Origin of the sequence: Streptomyces glomeratus, from assembly GCF_021462825.1 — a bacterium.
In the GTDB taxonomy this organism is placed as follows: domain Bacteria; phylum Actinomycetota; class Actinomycetes; order Streptomycetales; family Streptomycetaceae; genus Streptomyces; species Streptomyces glomeratus.
On the sequence record NZ_JAKEEB010000049.1, the window covers coordinates 1 to 15,101 of the forward strand.

Sequence of the window (15,101 nt, forward strand, 5' to 3'; positions counted from 1 at the left end):
ACTTTGCGGGGTGGGGGGGGGGGGGGGGGGGGGGGGGGGGGGGGCGGGGGGGGGGGGGGGGGGGGGGCCCGCCGGGGGGGGGGGGGGGGGGGGGGGGGGGGGGGGGGGGGGGGGGGGCCGGGGCCCCCCCCCCGCACGCCCCTCCCGCAAACCGGGCTAGGGTGAGGGCGCCCGCAGGAGAACAGGAGCAGGAGCCCCCATGCCGCAGATCACCGTCGACTACTCCGCGCCGCTCGCGGACTCCTTCGACCGGCTCGGGTTCGCCTCGGCGCTGCACGCCCAGGTGGTGGAGATCGCGGCCGCGCGGATCGAGGCGTGCAAGACGCAGTTCCGCCGCACCGAGGACACCGTGGTCGGCGCCGACCCGGACGGTCACGCCGTCGTGCACGTCACCGTGGGGCTGCTGGCCGGGCGTACCGACGAGACCAAGGCCAGGCTGACGGAGGCGACGCTCGAGCTGCTGCGGCGGTATGTGAAGACCGCCGGGTCTCTCGCCCTGCACGCGTCCGCCGAGGTACGGGACCTGGACGCGTCGTACCGCAAGTTCGAGGACTGACAGGTCTTCAGGACGCCAGGGAGCCCAGCCGGGCGGCCAGGTCCGCGAAGGGCCCGTCGGCCGGCTCCTCCCGGAGCACCCGGCGCAGCAGTGCCCCCATCTCGTCGTCGCGGGCGGCACTCACCGCCGTCAGCGCCACGAAGTCGTTCACGAGCTGCGCCTCCAGCTCCTGCCGTGGGATCCGCCGTCCGTCCAGCCAGATCAGCGCCGTCGACTCGACCAGCGAGATCCAGGAGCGGACCACCAGTTCCAGCCGCGCGGGCGGATCCTGCACGCCCAGATGCGCGAGGACCTGGACGTACGCCGCCTGCCGCACCGAGTCGACAAGCGCGTTCGTCCGCGAGGAGCCGACGGCGGGCCCGCCGCGCATGAGCGCCGAGAAACCGGGCCCGTGGTCGTCGACGAAGTCGAAGAACCGGCGCATCACCCGCAGCAGCCGCACACCCAAAGGGCCCTCCTGCGGTTCCACGAAGCGCTCCGCCAGGTCCTCGGACGCCCGCTTCAACGCGGCCTCGTACAGGCTGAGTTTGCCGGGGAAGTAGTGGTAGACCAGCGGCCGCGAGATGCCCGCGGCCGACGCTATCTCGTCGATGGAGACCTCGTCCGGGGAGCGCTGGCTGAACAGTTCGAGCGCGACGCCGATCAACTGCTGCCGCCGCTCCTCGACTCCCATTCTGCGGCGTACCCCGATTGTCATACGAACACCTTACCGATCGAATCCAGCCTTGAACCGGCCGGATCCGTTTGGCGTGTTCACAAAGCAGGCACAGTTTCCTCACCGAAGCCCCGCGACGGGCGGGCCGTTCGGCGTGCTCACCGCAGCCCGCCGACCGTCCTTCCGTCCGTCAGCGTCCCCCGCAGCCCGGCCCGCGCCCCCTGCTCGGTCCGCACCGCCAGCAGGTTCCCCCGCGCCGACCCGCTCACCCCGGCGGTCGCCCGGACGGTCGCGGTGTCCTCGCTGCCCGCGGCGAGCAGGTACCAGGCGCCCTGGGCCGATTTCCACAACACCCCGGCCAGCACATGGGGATCCTTCGCCCCGCACGCCGCGACACCCTCGGCCTGGGCCGCGACCGCCGCGGACCGCCCGCCCGGGGTGCGGAAGTGCGCCAGCACCCGCGGGGCGTCGCCCCGCCATGTGTCCGCCCGGGTGCACACCCATGCCGCGGCTCCGGATCCGTCCGGCAGCGACTGCCGCGCGTACTCCCACGCGTTCACGGACCGCACGCCCTGTGACCGCACCGCCCCCAGCGAGCACGCCAGCGGCGCCCAGGTGCGCAGTGCCGCCGCCCCCGAGGCCTCCCGCGGTGCGGCCGGCGTGCCCACGGTGAGGTGCGCCGGGACCAGCTCCCCGAGGTCGGCCAGCAGCCGCGTGCCCGAACCGTCCGTCAGCTGGAGGACGTTCCACGACGTGCACGAGCCGGTCTGCCGGGCCGGACTCGCCAGCGGGGCGGTCACCCCGTCCACCGGACGCAGGTCCATCGCCCCGGACGACGGCTTCAGCAGGTCCCGCTCCGCCGTGCCCGTCACCCAAGGGGCCGTCAGATAGCGGACGTTGTGGTCGGCCCGGTTCAGCACCAGCGCCTGCGCCTCCGCTCCGGTCGCCGAGTCCACCCGGGCGAAGTCGAGTGCGGCCCCGCTCGTGCCGTCCTTCGGCTCGGCATAGCGCACGATGCGCAGACCGTCGTGGAAGATCACCACGCGGGCCGCGTCGACCTGCCCCGCGTACAGCAGCTGTGGCGGGCCGGCGGGCCCGCCCGAAGGGGTGCCGGGGGTGGCCGAGACCTGCACGGACTCCCCGGGCCGCGCCCATACGGCGAGCGCGCGCCGCAGCAGCGCCCTGTCACCGGTCAGACCGCCGCGCGCGGGCCACACGGAGAAGTCGGTGCGCGCCGACGTCTGCCAGGCAGTGGACGCCACCCGCGTCACCCGGTCCGGCTCCAGGGCGGCCCGGGCGGCCGGGTTCTGCGCGTCCAACGGGGCGGCGGCGCCGTCCGGGCCCCAGCCGCCGCTGGGCAGCGCGAGCAGCGCGCCGCACACCGCGACGGCCGCCGCTGCGGCGAGCGCGGCCTTGCCGTGCTGCCGGCGCCGCATCAGGTCGGTCGGCCGGGCCTGCAACGAGCACGGATCGAACTCCGGGGAGCTCAGCAGGGTGTCCTGCGCCGGTACGGCCGCGGCCTCGCGGATCGCCGCCGACGGGTCCGCGACGCCCGCCGCGCCCAGCAGCCTGCGCACACCGTCCTCGGGGAGCCGCTCCAGACCGCGCAGCACATGGGCGGCACGTGCCGGGCCGGACAGTGAGGACAGCCTCTGGTCCAGGGCGAGTTCATCGGCGCCGCCCGAGCGCGGGAACAGCCGCAGTCCCCACAGCTGGGGCAGCAGCGGTGGCAGCTGGGACCGTTTGGGCCAGGCCGTGCACCGAAGCGGCAGGCCCGCCTCCAGCGCCGACCGCAGCACCCGCAGCCGCAGCAGCAGGTAGGCGGGGTCGCCGTCGGGGCCCTCGGCCCCTTTGCGGTTGTCGGCCTCGCCCGGGCGGGCGGACCCCGAGGCGCCGCGGCGCCGCCCGCTCTGCGCCGGAATCACGGCGGCGACGGTGCGCTTGCGGGGCAGCGCCCGCTGGACGAGGGCATGCGCGGTCAGCACCCGCCGGTTGCGGCCGAGGTCCGGCGGCAGCACCAGATAGGCGATCCGGACGAGCCGGGGGTAGTGCTCGACGAGCGCGGCCTCGGCCTGCTCGACGTCGATGACCGGTCCATGGGCCGATGCACGGTGGTGGGCGACGTCCTGTGACTGCACGCTCAGCAGAACGAGCGGAACGGTGGTTGGTCACCTGGACGCGGGAGCGGCCCGCCCGCAGGTCTCGGCACTTTCCGCCCCGGTTCGACGAGCGGGAGAGCGGTCGGTCGGTGGGTGTGGGGAGGGGGCCGGTGGTCGGTCGTGTGGCGAGGGGTCGGTGGTCCGGTCGCCGGGTGTGGCAAGGGGGGGCGATGGTCGGTCGCCGGGTGTGGCGAGGGGGCCAGTTGTCGGTCGTGCGGCGAGAGGGCCGGTGGTCGGCCATGCGGCGAAAGGGTCGGAGGTCGGTCACCGGGTGCGGCGAGGGGGCGGCAATCCGTCGCCGGGTGCGGCGAGTGAGTCGGCGGTCAGTCGCCGGGCTCGACCAGCAGGCGGGCGTAGTTCGCCATCGACCGCCGGTAGCGCGGCAGATGGGGGGCGAGCGCGCCGAGCACCAGGGAGAGTCCCTCGCGGTCACGGCCCAGGCTGGACAGACACAGGGCCAGGCAGGCACGCACGGCGTCGTCCAGTTCGTCGCCCGGGGCGTCGAGTTCGGGGGTGAGCAGTTCGACGCCCTCTTCCGCCCGCCCGATGTTCCGCAGCGAGCTGGACAGCTGGATCTTCGCCCGGCGGCCGCGGTATCCGCCGAGACCGCGCACCAGCGCCTCCCGGTACAGCGGCACCGCCTTGTCCGGGTGGCCCGTGGAGTCCCAGGCGCAGGCCCGCTCGAAGGGGCCGAGCGGACTGCCGTCGGGCAACTCGTCGACCAGGGCGTCGATCACCGCCCGGAACCCTGCCGCATCCTCCTCGGCGTAGTCGTCGAAGGCCGCCCATGCGGCGGCCACCCGGTCCTCCCAGTCCTGCGTGCTCACGCTTCCCCCTCGTCCCGAGTGCCCGGCCGCTCACCTTCGCATACACGTGCCGATCGGGGCACCGGGTTTGTGTGATCCCGGAGGGGGACGGGGTGCGGTTGAGCACGGGACGCGTCACAGCCGTAGGGAAGGGCAGGGCCCTCGCGGGGGCTTCCAGCGGCATGGGCCGGAACGACCGGAGGAAGACATGAGGACGCGCGAGAAGCTGGCGGCCGGTGCGGCCGTCGCCCTGCTGGTGCTGACCGGCTGCGCCGGATCGGGCGGGTCGGGCGGTGCCCAGGGCAAGGTCCCGGCGACCGCGACCGGCAGCCTGGAGGACCTGGCGGCGGACGTGAAGTGCAAGCCGAACATCCAGACGGACGCCGACGAGATCCGGCAGGCCATCTGCACCAATCCCGACGGCAAGTTCGTGCTCGCCACCTTCGCCACCGACCGGGGGCAGCGCGAGTGGATCAATGACGCCAAGGACTACGGCGGCTACTACCTCGTGGGCCGCAAGTGGGTCGCCGTCGGGGACGACGGAGTGGTCAAGGCGCTGCGCGGTACGCTCGGCGGCGACGTCGAGATCGGGGTCGACCACCACGCGCACTCGCACAGCGGCTGACCGGGAACAGCGCAACGGCGAAGGCCGGTGGCGGGAGGGACCCGCCACCGGCCTTCGTTTGCGCTCAGGGATCAGGCGCAGTTCTGACCGCGGTTGATGCAGCTCGCGATCTTGTTCGCCAGACCGTTCTTCGTGACGCTGATGAAGTCGTCGTGGTCGGTGGCCGGCTTGTGGAGCTGCTCCGGGAAGCCGTCGACCGCGAAGGCGTTCTTCACCTGACCGTTCTGGATGGTCGGCGGGGTGATGTTGTACACCAGCCGCATCGTCAGCTGCGGGATCGCCTTGAAGCCGTTCTGGCAGTTGCCGTTGGCGTCGGCGAAGGCGACGTGCGTGCGGTGGTTGGCGCTGTCGATGTTCTGGCCGTCCCAGCAGCTCTGGAACGCGAACGTGCGGACCACCTTGCTGCCCTGCGGGCAGATCGGGTACTGCGTCGTCAGCTGGACCTTGTTCTCGAAGCCGGTGCAGCTCCAGTGCGCGTTGGCGTTCGCCAGGCCGTTGGTGGTGGTCTTGGCGTCACCGGTGATGATGCGCAGGAACTGCGGCATCGCGACGACCTTGCTGGTCGGGCTGCCGACGTACTTGATCTGGGCCTGCACGGGGGTCAGGATCTTGCCGACGTTGCCTTCCTTGCCACCGCCGTCGGCGTTCTGGTCGAAGTCCTGGCTGCCGTCCTGGATCCGGACGACCGGCCAGTAGTACGACGACAGGTCGTTCCCGTTCTGGCAGCTCGTCCCACCCTGCAGGAACGTGTTGTTGCTGGAGAACGCGTTGACCTTCTGGTTGCCGACGTAGTCGTGCAGGTGGTGCGCGCCGTTGGTCACGCCGGGCGCCACGATCACGTTGTCGGTGTTGTGGTTCTTGTTCGCGTTCACACCGCACCGGGTGGTGAACGTTCCGGTCGAGGCGTTGCCGGTCTTCTGCGGCTTGGCGGCGACGTTCGGCTGCACCTTGGTGATGTCGACGAAGTCCGCCGCCACCGGGCCGTTCCCGGCCTGGCCGCCGATGTTCTGCTGCTGACCGCCGTTCTGCTGCTGGCCGCCGTTCTGCTGCTGGCCGCCGTTCTGCTGCTGGCCGCCCTGCTGCTGACCACCTGCCTGCTGCTGACCGCCGTTCTGCTGCTGGCCACCGTTCTGCTGCTGACCGCCGTTGGTGGTCTGGTTGGCGGGGGTGCCGGTGCAGGAGGCGAGGACGTTCAGATTGCCGGGCGCCGTGCCGCCGGCCCGGGTGATCTCCAGCTTGATCCGGTCCAGGACCGCCTGACGCCGGTCCTTCAGCGGCTGGAGGATGGAGTTCTGAACGAAACTCGCATCCCTGGCCTGAGCGTCCCGCGTGGTCGCCAGACGCTGGTAGGCGTCGGTGATCTGGCGGTCGAGGTTGGCCAGTTCACCGGCGACCTCGTTCCGCGCCTGGTTCGGCACGTTGGTGAGCTTCTGGCCCACGTCCGGGCACGAGATGGTCGCCGTCTGTGCGCCGGCGGCCTTCGTCTGGTTGCCCCAGGCGTTGTTGCTCGTCTCGTGCGCCGATGCATAGTAGTTCGCCCAGATCAGCCCGCCCCCACCGAGCGCTAGGGCAGCCGAGGCGGCTATGGCCTTGTTGGCCAGCGGCGTACGGCGTTTTCGAGTGTTGCGTCCCATGGAACTCCTCTGACTTCCTTTCGGGGCGGAGGCGCCCGACAGGGGTGAAGCGGTGTCATCCCATACGCAGGGGGCTCGTGGGGCGTTCAGAAACCTAGGAAAAACTTAGAAGTTCCTGAGTCCATTTCGGGCGCAAGGCTCACAGAAGCCCCAGTTTCAGAGGGAGTTGAGGAGGGTAACCAGACATTCTTTGAATTCAATTCAACGTACGGCGCCGCCCTGGTCTTTACCGGCCAGCACTTTCTCCTCCACCGCGGCATCGAGGCCCACCGGGGGACGGCCGGGCCGCCGGGGCGCCTTTCCGCCGATGCTCCGCAGCCAGTCCCAGGTGTCCGCCACGGTCTCCGCCACGGGCCGGCAGCGCAGCCCGTCCCGTACCGCCCGTGACACGTCCGCACCGTGCAGGGCCGCGTGGTAGTCGCTGTCCGGCGGCACCCACACCGGCAGCTGTGTCCAGGGCTCGATACCCGCGCCGAGGATCACCTCGGGCGCCGTCCAGCGCAGCCGGGCATCGCTTCCGGTCACCCGTACGCACGCCTCCAGCAGCTCGCCCATGGTCGTGTGGCCCCGCGGGCCGACGAGGTTGTACGGCCCGCTCAGCCCCCGCTCCACCGCACCGAGGATCCACTCCGCGAGATCCCGTACGTCGACGTACTGCAACGGCAGATCGCGCGGCCCGGGAGCGAGGACGGGGCCGCCGCGGGCGATCCGGGTGAGCCACCACGGCAGGCGGTGGATGTTCTCGTACGGGCCCAGGATCAGCCCCGACCGCACCAGCAGGGACCTCTGCGTGCCGAACGCCGCCTGCGCGGCCAGCTCACCACCCCGCTTGTCCCGCGGGTAGTCGGTGTGCTCCGCGTCCGCCGCGGCATCCCGAACGAGAGGCGCGCCCTCGTCGTAGCCGGGGCCGGGTGCCCAGGCGTACACCGAGCAGCTCGACACGTACACATACCGCCCGGCCCGGCCGGCGAGCAGCCGGGCGGACTCGTGCACCGCGCGCGGCGCCGACGACCACGTGTCGACGACGGCATCCCACTCGCCCCCGGCAAGGGCGGCCGGCCCGCCGGGGGCGGTGCGGTCACCCCGTATGTGCCGTACTCCGGGCGGGGGCCGGTGCCGTCCCCGGTTGAAGACGGTCACCTCCCAGCCCCGCCCGACCGCCGCCTCCGCGACGGCCCGCCCCGCGAACTCCGTACCGCCCAGGACCAGAAGTCTCATGCCGACAACTGTGCCCGGCCGGCCCGTGGGGCGGAACCGGATCTGCCGACAGAAGATCCGTTCGCCGGTACGGGGGTCAGCGGCCCGGCGCGTACTTGTAACCCACGCGCCGTACCGTCTGGATCGCCCGGCGGTGCTCTGCGCCGAGCTTGCGCCGCAGACGGGCGATGTGGACGTCGACGGTGCGCCCGTCGCCCACGTGTCCATAGCCCCACACCGTGCTCACCAGCTGGTCCCGGGTGTGCACCCGGTGCGGGTGCGCGACCAGATGGGCGAGCAGCTCGAACTCCAGGTAGGTGAGGTCGAGCGGCCGCCCGGCCACCTCGGCGGTGCGCCGCGCGGTGTCGACGCGGACGAGCGGGTCACCGGCGGTGCGGTCGGCGGCCCGCCCGGCCGCGGCGTCGTCGTCCGCGGGCCCGGGCACGGCGACCGGCAGGAAGGGCGGCCGCTGGTCGGCCGGTACGAGCACCAGGTAGCCGATCATCGGCGGCCGGCCCGGCAGTTCGGGCAGGGAGTGCGGGGGCGCCGGCAGCCAGGTGGCGCCCGGTGGCAGGAAGTCGGGGACACCGGCGACCTCGTCCCGGTCGACGGCACGCAGGCGGTGCCGTACGGGGCCGTTCACCGGGGCGGTCGGGGCGTTGAGGGCGGCGGTCGGGAAAGAACGAGTGGTCGCCATGGCAGGTCAGCTTCTTTCGCGCGAGAAGTTCGTCGGGGAGGCCGACGACCGCGAGGCGTGGCCGGGGTCGTCGAGGACGTTCGTCGTGCGCGCTGGCCGAAGGCCGGGGTGTACGGCTTTAGAGGGCCCGCGCGTTCCTCGCGCGACAACACACCCGGTCGAAATCGTGGTGCTGACGGGAAGGCCAGAAGGGCTCGAGGTCGTGGCGACCCGTCGCGTTGTGCTCCTTGAAGCTGGCCATGGCTCCATTCAACCAGACCGCCGGGCCGGGGAGGAGTCTGCTCTCACGCATCGGACGCCTCCTTCCGGACGACGCGAAGGGGGCGCCCACCAAGCGGTGGGCGCCCCCTTGGGAAGGCAGGGGTGCCGGTCAGACCTGGCCGGCCTTCTCCAGGGCCGTGCAGCAGGTGTCGACGATGAGGCGGGTGACCACGTACGGGTCGACGTTGGCGTTCGGGCGGCGGTCCTCGATGTAGCCCTTGCCGTCCTTCTCGACCTGCCACGGGATGCGGACGGAGGCGCCGCGGTTGGAGACGCCGTAGGAGTACTCGTTCCACGGGGCGGTCTCGTGCAGGCCCGTCAGGCGGTCGTCGATGCCTGCGCCGTAGTTCTTGACGTGGTCGAGCGGCTTGGAACCCTCGCCGAGCGCCTCGCACGCGGTGATGATCGCGTCGTAGCCCTCACGCATCGCCTTGGTGGAGAAGTTGGTGTGCGCTCCCGCGCCGTTCCAGTCGCCCTTCACCGGCTTCGGGTCGAGCGTGGCGGAGACGCCGAAGTCCTCGGCGGTGCGGTACAGCAGCCAGCGGGCCACCCACAGCTGGTCGGCGACCTCCAGCGCGGCGAGCGGGCCCACCTGGAACTCCCACTGGCCGGGCATGACCTCGGCGTTGATGCCGGAGATGCCCAGGCCCGCCTTCAGGCAGTTCTCCAGGTGCGCCTCGACGATCTCGCGGCCGAAGATCTCGTCGGCGCCGACACCGCAGTAGTAGCCGCCCTGCGGGGCCGGGAAGCCGCCCTCCGGGAAGCCGAGCGGGCGCGAGCCGTCGAAGAAGGTGTACTCCTGCTCGATGCCGAAGACCGGCTCCTGCGCGGCGAACCTCTCGGCGACCTCCGCCAGCGCGGCACGCGTGTTGGAGGAGTGCGGGGTCATGTCCGTGTTCAGGACCTCGCAGAGCACCAGGACGTCGTCGCCGCCGCGGATCGGGTCGGGACACACGAAGACCGGCTTGAGCACACAGTCCGAGGAGTGACCCTCGGCCTGGTTGGTGGACGACCCGTCGAAACCCCAGATCGGAAGCTCGGCGGCCTCGGCTGCTTTCCCGGAGTCCGCCAGGATCTTCGTCTTGGAACGGAGCTTGGCCGTCGGCTCGGTGCCGTCGATCCAGATGTACTCAGCCTTGAAGGTCACGGGCCACATCCTTCGGGGGTGGGTCTTGGCGCACTTGCGGGTGCCGCGGCGCCACGGCACCGCGTTTCCTGCCCGGCAGCGTGTCAACAGGCGATTTCCCGGCCATTGCCCCGGTGTGAACCCCGTGTTACCCGGGGCGTGTGTGACCTCACCTGGTGCCGGGCGGGCGCTGGGGGAGCCGCCCGGCAGCGCCGCGCCCGCCACGCACACGGGTCCTGCTGCTCGTGGCCGAACAGCAGGACCCGCCCCCCGTCCCCTCAGACGGCCGCCCCGGCGCCGCCGGGCCGCTGCCGTACAGCGCCCCGGCGGTCACCGGCCGCCGACTGGTGGGATCTCCGATCCGCAGACGTCACCCCACCTTCTCGATCACTGCCCGGCGGATCAGGAACTTGCCCGGCTCGCGGACCTGCTCGAAGGCCGCGTTGTTGAGCAGCACACAGCTGCCGGAGACCGAAGTGACCGTCACCGTCGTGGACTTGTTGTTGTCCAGGTTGGTGACCTTCAGCTTCGTGCCCGACGGGAACTGGTTGCTGGACGCCGCCGGCGCCCCGCCCTCGCCGGAGAGCGTCACGGTCGAGCCCTTGCAGACCTGCTGGCCCGAGGCGGCGCCGGCGTTTCCGGCCTCCCCGTTGTTCCCTGCGCCGTTCGCGGGTGCACTCGACGCCGGCGCGGCGGACGCGGACTGCTGTCCGGCCTGCCCGGCCTGGGGGTCCTGAGCCGACCCCCCGGCCTGCGCCGCACCGCCGGACTGCTGCGCCGCCCCGCCCGCCTGGATGGACTCGCCGACCTGGCAGCCGGACGCCTCCTGCTTGCGCTTGATCTCGGCGACGACCGCCTCGCGGTTGGCGATCCGCGCCGCCGACTGGGCGTCCGGGTTCGCCTTCTGCGCGGCGATGAACGACTCGTTGTTGCCGAGCGCGGTGGCCAGGCCCTGGCAGACCGTCGAGTTCGCCGCGTTCTGCACGTTCGCGGCGTTCGAGGTGGCCGCGAGGGCGAAGGCCCCGCTGCCCGCCACGGCCAGCGCGGTGACCGCCAGAGCGATCTTCTTCTTGGGACTGAGGGTTCTCCTACGCGACATGCGCGCCTCCTGTCCCCGGCCACCTCGTCGGCGGCCGGTCGCGATAGGTACGCCGCTATGTACGAGGCCCCGAACGCGGTTACTCAGCGGTTACGGAAGTCGTTGAAGTTGCGTGGATCACACCGCAGTTGCCGACCGGCCGGGGGGCGAGGGGCCGGCCGCCCGTCGCGAACAACGTGCCCACCAGGACTCTGTTCGAATTTTCGCGGACTCGTGCGCAACTCCTGGAACTGCCGTGACGGCACATCAATTCACCAGTTCAGACGGGCTTTTAACGACCCCTGCGAGCTCCCCGATTGTCAGTGGCGACCAGTAGACTTGAAGCAGTGTTCGAGGGAGTTGCCGGGTGTCCGGACGGCTCCCTGATCGCGACAGGAGGATGCCTGTGCCCGCTGCCGCAACCAAGCCGAAGCCGACCCAGTCCACCGCCGGGCGGCCGGTCCCCATGGATCTGCCGTACGCGCCCGTGCTCAAGCGCCCGCTCCCGCCGGGGCGGCCGCGAGAGTGGTACGTCACGCACAACCGGCGTCTGAAGGCGATGCGTCTGGCGATCGCCCTGCTCGACTCCGGGGTGTACGTACCGAACCAGGCCCACAACGAGACGATACGAAGCACGGCGGAGCAGATCGGGGTGCACCCGCCGTCGGACACGACCTGCCACATGGTGCGGGCGCTGATGCGGTACTGCCGTTGAGAGGCTGAGCCACCGGCCGGGTGTCTCCCCTCACGAGGCGCCCGCCGCCGGCCGGACCCTGCGGGAGGTGCCGCTAACGCGACAGTTCCCTCTCCAGCGGGGTCCGGAAGCGCGGTGTCACCCGGGTGCCCGCCAGCCACGAGGTCAGCCGGGCCGCCTCGGCCTCGATCGCCGCCGTGGCCTCCCGTCCGCCGCCCTCCGTCTCCAGCAGCCGCCAGACCACCTCACCGTCCGGGCGCTGACCCCAGCCGCCGACCACCCGGCCGTCCCACCACACCGTCGGGCCGACGTTGCCGCTGCGGTCGAAGAGCGCCGGGCGCAGGTCCGGGGACAGGTACCAGTCGCGCTCCTGCCAGCCCATCGCCGTGGGGTCGAGGCCCGGGAGCAGGGCGGCCCATGGCCCGGCGGGAGCCCTCACCGGTTCCTCGTCACCGGCCGTCACATACGCCGTCATCCCACCGTCGAGCGTCACCGCCGTCGCCCCGATCGCCGTCAGCGCCCGGCGCACCTCCGTGACCCGCCAGCCCGTCCACCACTTGAGGTCCGCCTCCGTCGCCGGGCCGCAGACCGTCAGCCAGCGGCGCAGCAGCTCGGCCTGCGCCCCGTCGGACGGGACGTCGGGGTGGGGCGGTGCGACCGCCCAGCGGAACTGCGACGACGTCCACGCGCCCAGAGGGCGCCCGCGCACCACCCGTCCCTCGACACCGAGCACCCGCATCAGCTGCGAGGACACGGTGTGCAGGCTCTCGTAGCTCCTGCCCGCCGCGTAGGTGAACTGCTCCTTCAGCCGCGGCTCGTCCCGGGTGAGTTCGGCGACCGTCGCCTGCCCGCGCCGGGCCAGCGCGGCGAGCGCCGACGTCTCGACCTCCCTCAGCCACTCCTCCGTCAGCCGGCCGCCGCTTCCGGTCACCATGTCCTTGATCAGCCCGGCCCGCGCCTTCGCCGCGTTGGCCGGCCCCGTCGATGCGTGCACCACGGCCGCCAGCTCGGCCGGGAACACGAACACGGTGTGGCGCATGCCGTGCATCCGCACCAGCGTCCGGTCCTCGTACAGGGCCCGCCCGACCTCCGCCACCGTGCCGTCGGCTTCGGCGAGCCGTGCACCGACGGCCAGGTACACGGTGGCCGGATCGGTTCCGTGCAGCGCCACCAGTGATCGCGCGACCTCCTCGGGCGTCGTCGCCCGCGCCCCGGCGGCCAGCCGTTGCCGCAGTGCGAGCCGGGCCCGCCGCTCCGCCGTCCCGATGTGCCGCTCCCGCCCGCCCACACCAACCTCCCCGTCTCACCCTCAGGAACGTCCATCCTCCACCCGGCCGGTCCACGAGCCCGGCGAAAAGGAGATGCACCGTGCGTAACCGTGTCCCTACGCTGGACACGCGTACCGGAGCCGCCCACCACCGGTTCCCGAAGGACCGGTATCAGCCGGTGGACTCAGGGCTACTCTCGACGCACCGTCGGCGGCCGCCCACCCCCAGCGACCCGCGGACACCCTGGCACAACCACCCACCCACGCCACGGAGACCCGTCATGGGCACCATCATCCTTGCCGGAACCGCACTTTTCGTCGTCCTGGGGTTCACCGACCACGCCTGGTGGCTCGCCGCCGTCGCCCTGCTCTTCCTGTACGCCCAGTACGGACGGGGCTCGTCCTCGGCGTCGTCGGGCACGGGGGCCGCCCCGGGGACGGCGGCCACCTACCAGCAGTACCGCGAGCGCCGTGACCAGCAGGCCAAGTGGGAGCGCCGCTACCGCCGCGAGCGCCCCTTCGAGGCCCGTCGCCAGGCCCGGGAGAAGAGCAAGTGACCCGACTGGGGCCGCCGGTTCACAGACCGGGCGCGCCCCAGATCGGGAACCAGCGCCCGAGGTCCTGCTCGATGCGCAGTTCACCGGCGAGCGCGGCCTTGATCTGCAGCTCCAGTGCGTTGTCGCGGCGCTCGCCCGGCCCGGGAAGCGGTGCGAACGGGTAGAAGGTGCCGCGCTTGTACAGGTAGACCAGGCCGAGCCGCCGCCCGCCCTCGTCCCGGAAGCCGGCCACCGAGCACAGCAGCTGCGGTCCGAACCCGTTGACCTCCATCGCGCTGTTCACCGCGTGCAGATCGTTGACCAGGGAGGACAGCTGGTCGGGCGAGCGGCGCGACACCAGCCACGAGTACCCGTAGTCGTCCCGTCGCAGCTCCACGGGCGGTCCCGTGCGGTCGGTGTCGGCGTCCAGGAGCGCCTGGACCTCGCGGTTCGCCTCGGTGAAGGCTCCGCCCTCGACCGTGGCGAAGCAGACCGCGCCGGTCCCGGTCGGGGTGAACCCGGCGGCGACCTCGAGTGTCACCGCCGCCGACGGCAGGGCGAACAGCCGGTCGAGGTCGGGCGCCACCGGTTTGGTCCGGCCCAGCAGGATGTCCAGGAGCCCCATCTGCCCTCAGCCCGCCTTCCCCGGCGCGGCCGCCTCGCCCAGCTCCGCGGAGATACGGGCGAGCTGCTCCAGCCGCTGCTCGAGGGTCGGGTGGGTGGAGAAGAAGCGCGAGATACCCGGCTCGGCGCCGAACGCGGGCGTGAAGTAGAACGCGTTGAACGCCTGTGCCGTCCGCAGGTCCTTCGTCGGGATGCGGGCGATGTCCCCGGTGACCTTGGTCAGCGCGGACGCGAGCGCCGAGGGGCGCCCGGTGAGGTGGGCGGCGGCCCGGTCGGCGGCCAGCTCCCGGTACCGGGACAGGGCCCGGATCAGCACGAAACTGATCGCGTAGACCAGCGCCGAGATCCCCATCACCGCGCCGAGGACCACGATGGTGTTCTGGTCCTTGCGTCCCCGCCCGCCGAAGAGCTCGGAGTAGAAGGCGAACCGTACGACCAGCCCCGCGATGACTCCCAGGAACGAGGCCACCGTGATCACGGCGACGTCCTTGTGCGCCACATGCGACAGCTCGTGGGCGAGCACGCCCTCCAACTCGTCGGGCTCCAGCCGCCGCAGCAGCCCGGTGGTCACGCACAGCACGGCGTGGTCGGGATTGCGCCCGGTCGCGAACGCGTTCGGCATGTCCAGCTCGGAGACGGCCACGAGCGGCTTGGGCATGTCGGCCACGGCACACAGCCGGTCGACCACACCGTGCAGCTGCGGATACTCCTCCCGCTCCACGATCCGCCCGTGCATGGCGTACAGCGCGATCCGGTCGGAGAACCAGTACTGCGCGCCGAGTGCCAGCGCCGCGATCACCACGACCAGCACCCAGGACTTCAGCAACGCGATCAACGCGGCGACGAACGCCACGTACAGCAATCCCAGCAGAAACAACGTGACCGTCATCCGTACGGTCAGCCGCCGATCGCTCCGGAACCGGCTCTGCATCCTGCATCACCCCGCAGTACCCCGCAGTAAGGCACTCGTCCCACCCCCATTGTGCGCCACCCCCTCCCCATGAACCGGTCCCGAACGGCCCCTTGTCAGGCAAAGAGTGCATGCGGCCCGCGGACGGCGCGCCGGGGCAGCCGTGGACAGCGTCCATGAGCCTTGCGTCCGGGTGCCGTCGCGCAGGGCGCCACCAACGGGACGCGGCCGAACCGGCGGGTGCTCGTGCCCGCGCGGCGGGAGCGGCCCGTTGAA

The 15,101-nt window shown here is 72.1% G+C and carries 15 protein-coding genes; 4 read left to right on the forward strand and 11 right to left on the reverse strand.

The genetic code is table 11. From position 1 onward, the window contains the following. Positions 1-199 precede the first annotated feature (199 nt). The gene (locus LZ604_RS32615) at positions 200-556 is read left to right on the forward strand and encodes a 5-carboxymethyl-2-hydroxymuconate Delta-isomerase (protein ID WP_234519638.1); all 357 of its coding nucleotides are present in this window, start codon (positions 200-202) and stop codon (positions 554-556) included. A gap of 7 nt (positions 557-563) precedes the next feature. On the opposite strand, the gene LZ604_RS32620 is transcribed toward LZ604_RS32615, so the two are convergent. From LZ604_RS32620 to LZ604_RS32630, 3 genes are all read right to left on the reverse strand, one after another. Next, positions 564-1,253 (reverse strand): TetR/AcrR family transcriptional regulator, encoded by a 690-nt coding sequence (locus LZ604_RS32620; RefSeq protein WP_234519640.1) that lies wholly within the window; start codon positions 1,251-1,253, stop codon positions 564-566. A 116-nt stretch (positions 1,254-1,369) separates the two neighbouring features. Continuing rightward, positions 1,370-3,349, reverse strand: a complete 1,980-nt coding sequence (locus tag LZ604_RS32625) for a hypothetical protein (protein WP_234519641.1) — start codon at positions 3,347-3,349, stop codon at positions 1,370-1,372. Between the two features lie 344 nt (positions 3,350-3,693). Then, positions 3,694-4,197, reverse strand: a complete 504-nt coding sequence (locus LZ604_RS32630; protein WP_234519642.1) for a tetratricopeptide repeat protein — start codon at positions 4,195-4,197, stop codon at positions 3,694-3,696. Between the two features lie 187 nt (positions 4,198-4,384). On the opposite strand from LZ604_RS32630, the gene LZ604_RS32635 reads away from it, so the two are divergent. Next, on the forward strand, positions 4,385-4,801 hold the full coding sequence (locus tag LZ604_RS32635) for a hypothetical protein (RefSeq protein ID WP_234519643.1): 417 nt from the start codon (positions 4,385-4,387) through the stop codon (positions 4,799-4,801). A gap of 71 nt (positions 4,802-4,872) precedes the next feature. Here the strand turns inward: LZ604_RS32635 and LZ604_RS32640 are convergent, their stop codons facing one another. The 5 genes from LZ604_RS32640 to LZ604_RS32660 all read right to left on the reverse strand — a co-directional run bounded on the left by LZ604_RS32640 (position 4,873) and on the right by LZ604_RS32660 (position 10,815). Further along, on the reverse strand, positions 4,873-6,435 hold the full coding sequence (locus LZ604_RS32640; protein WP_234519644.1) for a DUF1996 domain-containing protein: 1,563 nt from the start codon (positions 6,433-6,435) through the stop codon (positions 4,873-4,875). A 201-nt stretch (positions 6,436-6,636) separates the two neighbouring features. Then, entirely contained in the window at positions 6,637-7,653 is a 1,017-nt protein-coding gene (locus tag LZ604_RS32645; protein WP_234519645.1) for an NAD-dependent epimerase/dehydratase family protein, read from the reverse strand. A 76-nt stretch (positions 7,654-7,729) separates the two neighbouring features. Next, positions 7,730-8,329, reverse strand: coding sequence for a winged helix-turn-helix domain-containing protein (locus tag LZ604_RS32650; protein WP_234519646.1), 600 nt, complete (start codon positions 8,327-8,329; stop codon positions 7,730-7,732). A 370-nt stretch (positions 8,330-8,699) separates the two neighbouring features. Then, positions 8,700-9,737: a glutamine synthetase gene (gene glnII, locus LZ604_RS32655; protein WP_234519647.1), complete on the reverse strand. Its 1,038-nt coding sequence runs from the start codon at positions 9,735-9,737 to the stop codon at positions 8,700-8,702. Between the two features lie 349 nt (positions 9,738-10,086). Then, the gene (locus tag LZ604_RS32660) at positions 10,087-10,815 is read right to left on the reverse strand and encodes an SCO2207 family protein (RefSeq protein WP_234519648.1); all 729 of its coding nucleotides are present in this window, start codon (positions 10,813-10,815) and stop codon (positions 10,087-10,089) included. A gap of 385 nt (positions 10,816-11,200) precedes the next feature. Between LZ604_RS32660 and LZ604_RS32665 the strand changes: the two genes are divergently transcribed. Continuing rightward, positions 11,201-11,509, forward strand: coding sequence for a hypothetical protein (locus LZ604_RS32665; protein ID WP_234519649.1), 309 nt, complete (start codon positions 11,201-11,203; stop codon positions 11,507-11,509). A 73-nt stretch (positions 11,510-11,582) separates the two neighbouring features. Here the strand turns inward: LZ604_RS32665 and LZ604_RS32670 are convergent, their stop codons facing one another. Continuing rightward, on the reverse strand, positions 11,583-12,776 hold the full coding sequence (locus tag LZ604_RS32670) for a winged helix DNA-binding domain-containing protein (protein ID WP_234519651.1): 1,194 nt from the start codon (positions 12,774-12,776) through the stop codon (positions 11,583-11,585). A 260-nt stretch (positions 12,777-13,036) separates the two neighbouring features. Here LZ604_RS32670 and LZ604_RS32675 point away from each other — a divergent pair, with 260 nt between their 5' ends. Next, on the forward strand, positions 13,037-13,312 hold the full coding sequence (locus LZ604_RS32675) for a hypothetical protein (RefSeq protein WP_234519653.1): 276 nt from the start codon (positions 13,037-13,039) through the stop codon (positions 13,310-13,312). 19 nt (positions 13,313-13,331) lie between these two features. Here LZ604_RS32675 and pspAB read toward each other — a convergent pair whose 3' ends face one another. Together pspAB and htpX are read right to left on the reverse strand one after the other, a co-directional pair. Further along, positions 13,332-13,916 carry a PspA-associated protein PspAB gene (pspAB, locus tag LZ604_RS32680; protein WP_234519654.1) on the reverse strand — a complete coding sequence of 195 codons (585 nt, stop codon included), beginning with the start codon at positions 13,914-13,916 and terminating at the stop codon, positions 13,332-13,334. 6 nt (positions 13,917-13,922) lie between these two features. Then, entirely contained in the window at positions 13,923-14,846 is a 924-nt protein-coding gene (gene htpX, locus LZ604_RS32685) for a zinc metalloprotease HtpX (RefSeq protein ID WP_234519656.1), read from the reverse strand. Positions 14,847-15,101 lie beyond the last annotated feature (255 nt).

Excerpts from the sequence above, each read along its gene's own strand:
- LZ604_RS32660 (WP_234519648.1), bottom strand. The coding sequence starts at position 10,815 with ATGTCGCGTAGGAGAACCCTCAGTCCCAAGAAGAAGATCGCTCTGGCG.
- LZ604_RS32620 (WP_234519640.1), bottom strand. The coding sequence starts at position 1,253 with ATGACAATCGGGGTACGCCGCAGAATGGGAGTCGAGGAGCGGCGGCAG.
- LZ604_RS32615 (WP_234519638.1), top strand. The coding sequence starts at position 200 with ATGCCGCAGATCACCGTCGACTACTCCGCGCCGCTCGCGGACTCCTTC.
- LZ604_RS32640 (WP_234519644.1), bottom strand. The coding sequence starts at position 6,435 with ATGGGACGCAACACTCGAAAACGCCGTACGCCGCTGGCCAACAAGGCC.
- LZ604_RS32635 (WP_234519643.1), top strand. The coding sequence starts at position 4,385 with ATGAGGACGCGCGAGAAGCTGGCGGCCGGTGCGGCCGTCGCCCTGCTG.
- LZ604_RS32645 (WP_234519645.1), bottom strand. The coding sequence starts at position 7,653 with ATGAGACTTCTGGTCCTGGGCGGTACGGAGTTCGCGGGGCGGGCCGTC.
- htpX (WP_234519656.1), bottom strand. The coding sequence starts at position 14,846 with ATGCAGAGCCGGTTCCGGAGCGATCGGCGGCTGACCGTACGGATGACG.
- LZ604_RS32650 (WP_234519646.1), bottom strand. The coding sequence starts at position 8,329 with ATGGCGACCACTCGTTCTTTCCCGACCGCCGCCCTCAACGCCCCGACC.
- LZ604_RS32675 (WP_234519653.1), top strand. The coding sequence starts at position 13,037 with ATGGGCACCATCATCCTTGCCGGAACCGCACTTTTCGTCGTCCTGGGG.
- pspAB (WP_234519654.1), bottom strand. The coding sequence starts at position 13,916 with ATGGGGCTCCTGGACATCCTGCTGGGCCGGACCAAACCGGTGGCGCCC.